This is a genomic window from Variovorax sp. P1_H12_2, assembly GCF_056405335.1.
In genome coordinates, this window is sequence record NZ_JBFUCI010000662.1 from 1 (window position 1) to 2,062 (window position 2,062).

A 2,062-nucleotide genomic window follows, 5' to 3' on the forward strand; every position below is an offset into this window, starting at 1 on the left:
AGCGCAGCCGCACCGAGATCGAGCGCGACATCGACCAGTACACCGTGATCGAGCACGACGGCGTGATCTTCGGCTGCGCGGCGCTGTATCCGTACCCCGAGGCGAAGACCGCCGAGATGGCCGCGCTGACCGTGTCGCCGCACTCGCAGGCCCAGGGCGACGGCGAGCGGATCCTCAAGCGCGTCGAGCAGCGTGCCAAGGCCTCGGGCCTGGAAAGCATCTTCGTGCTGACCACCCGCACCATGCACTGGTTCCTCAAGCGCGGTTTCCAGCAGGTCAACCCCGACTGGCTGCCCGAGGCCCGCAAGCGCAAGTACAACTGGGATCGCAAGAGCCAGGTCCTGGTCAAAAGGCTTTGAGCGCCCCCCTGCCGGGGGCGACACCAGCGGCCCGGCAAAGCCGGTTCCGCGGTATTTCCCCGAAAGGGTTGCGTCGGGTTTCATGCCGCATTGGCTGCGCTCCCTGATAATTCGGGCACATGAACCCCCTGCTCGCCAAACTGCAGCCCTATCCCTTCGAGCGGCTGCGACAACTGTTCGCCGGGATCACCCCGAACCCTGATTTCGCGCCGATCAGCCTCGGCATCGGCGAGCCCAAGCACCCGACGCCGGCCTTCATCAAGGACGCCCTCGCCGCCGGCATGGACGCACTCGCGGTCTATCCGGCCACCGCCGGCGATCTGACCCTGCGCCAGTCCTTCACGGGCTGGCTGCAGCGGCGCTACGGCCTGGCGCTCGACGCCGCCACCCAGGTGCTGCCGGTCAACGGCTCGCGCGAGGCCCTGTTCGCGCTGGCCCAGACCGTGATCGACGCCAGCCGGACGCCGGCCCCGGTGGTGCTGTCGCCGAATCCGTTCTATCAAATCTACGAAGGCGCGGCCTTGCTGGCGGGCGCCGAGCCGTACTACGTGCCCAGCGTGCCCGAGCGCAACTTCGCGGTCGCCTGGGACAGCGTGCCAGAGGACGTCTGGAAACGTACCCAGTTCGTGTTCGTCTGCWCGCCGGGCAATCCGACCGGCGCCGTGATGCCGATCGGCGAATGGGAAAAGCTCTTCGCGCTGTCGGACAAGCACGGCTTCGTGATCGCCGCCGACGAGTGCTACAGCGAAATCTACTTCCGCGACGAACCGCCGCTCGGCGGTCTGGAGGCTGCGGCCAAGCTCGGCCGCAGCGATTTTCGCAACCTGATCGCCCTGACCTCGCTGTCCAAGCGCAGCAACGTGCCGGGCCTGCGCAGCGGCTTCGTGGCCGGCGACGCCGCGATCATCAAGTCCTTCCTGCTCTACCGCACCTACCATGGCAGCGCGATGAGCGGCACGGTGGCCGCGGCCAGCATCGCGGCCTGGGACGACGAACTCCACGTGGTCGACAACCGGGCCCGGTACCGCACCAAGTTCGCCGCCGCGACGCCGCTGCTCGAGCCGGTGCTCGACGTCCGGCTGCCCGACGCCAGCTTTTACCTCTGGGCCGGCGTGCCGCCCTCGTGGCAGGGCGACGACCCCGGCTTCGCCCGGGCTCTCTACGCTCAATACAATGTGACGGTGCTGCCCGGCAGCTATCTCGCCCGCGACGTGGCCGGCGCCAATCCGGGCCGCGGGCGCATCCGCATGGCGCTGGTCGCCGACACCGCCGAATGCACCGAGGCCGCGCACCGCATCGTGAACTTCATCCAGAACTGAGCTTTTCCATGACCCAACAACTCCAGCAGACCATCGACGCCGCGTGGGAAGACCGCGCCAACATCTCGGCCACCAGCGCGTCCAAGGAAGTCCGCGACGCCGTCGATCACGTGATCGCCGAGCTCAACAACGGCAAGCTTCGCGTCGCCACCCGCGAGAGCGTGGGCCAATGGACCGTGCACCAGTGGATCAAGAAGGCCGTGCTGCTGTCGTTCCGCCTCAAGGACAACGAGCAGATCCAGGCCGGCGCGCTGGGCTTCTACGACAAGGTGCCGACCAAGTTCTCGCACCTGTCGGCCGCCGAACTCAAGGAAGCCGGCGTGCGCATCGTGCCGCCGGCCGTGGCCCGCCGCGGCAGCTACATCGCCAAGGGCGCGATCCTGA

The 2,062-nt window shown here is 68.0% G+C and carries 3 protein-coding genes; all 3 read left to right on the forward strand.

What is annotated here, in order from left to right; translation table 11 throughout:
* Positions 1–359, forward strand: a 359-nt coding sequence (locus AC1D2K_RS33885) for a GNAT family N-acetyltransferase (protein ID WP_478094719.1), incomplete at its 5' end; no start/stop codon positions are given.
* A gap of 119 nt (positions 360–478) precedes the next feature.
* On the forward strand, positions 479–1,678 hold the full coding sequence (gene dapC, locus AC1D2K_RS33890) for a succinyldiaminopimelate transaminase (protein ID WP_478094721.1): 1,200 nt from the start codon (positions 479–481) through the stop codon (positions 1,676–1,678).
* Positions 1,679–1,686: 8 nt separating this feature from the next.
* Positions 1,687–2,062 (forward strand): 2,3,4,5-tetrahydropyridine-2,6-dicarboxylate N-succinyltransferase (locus AC1D2K_RS33895; RefSeq protein ID WP_478094723.1); only part of this gene is annotated, 376 nt, incomplete at its 3' end.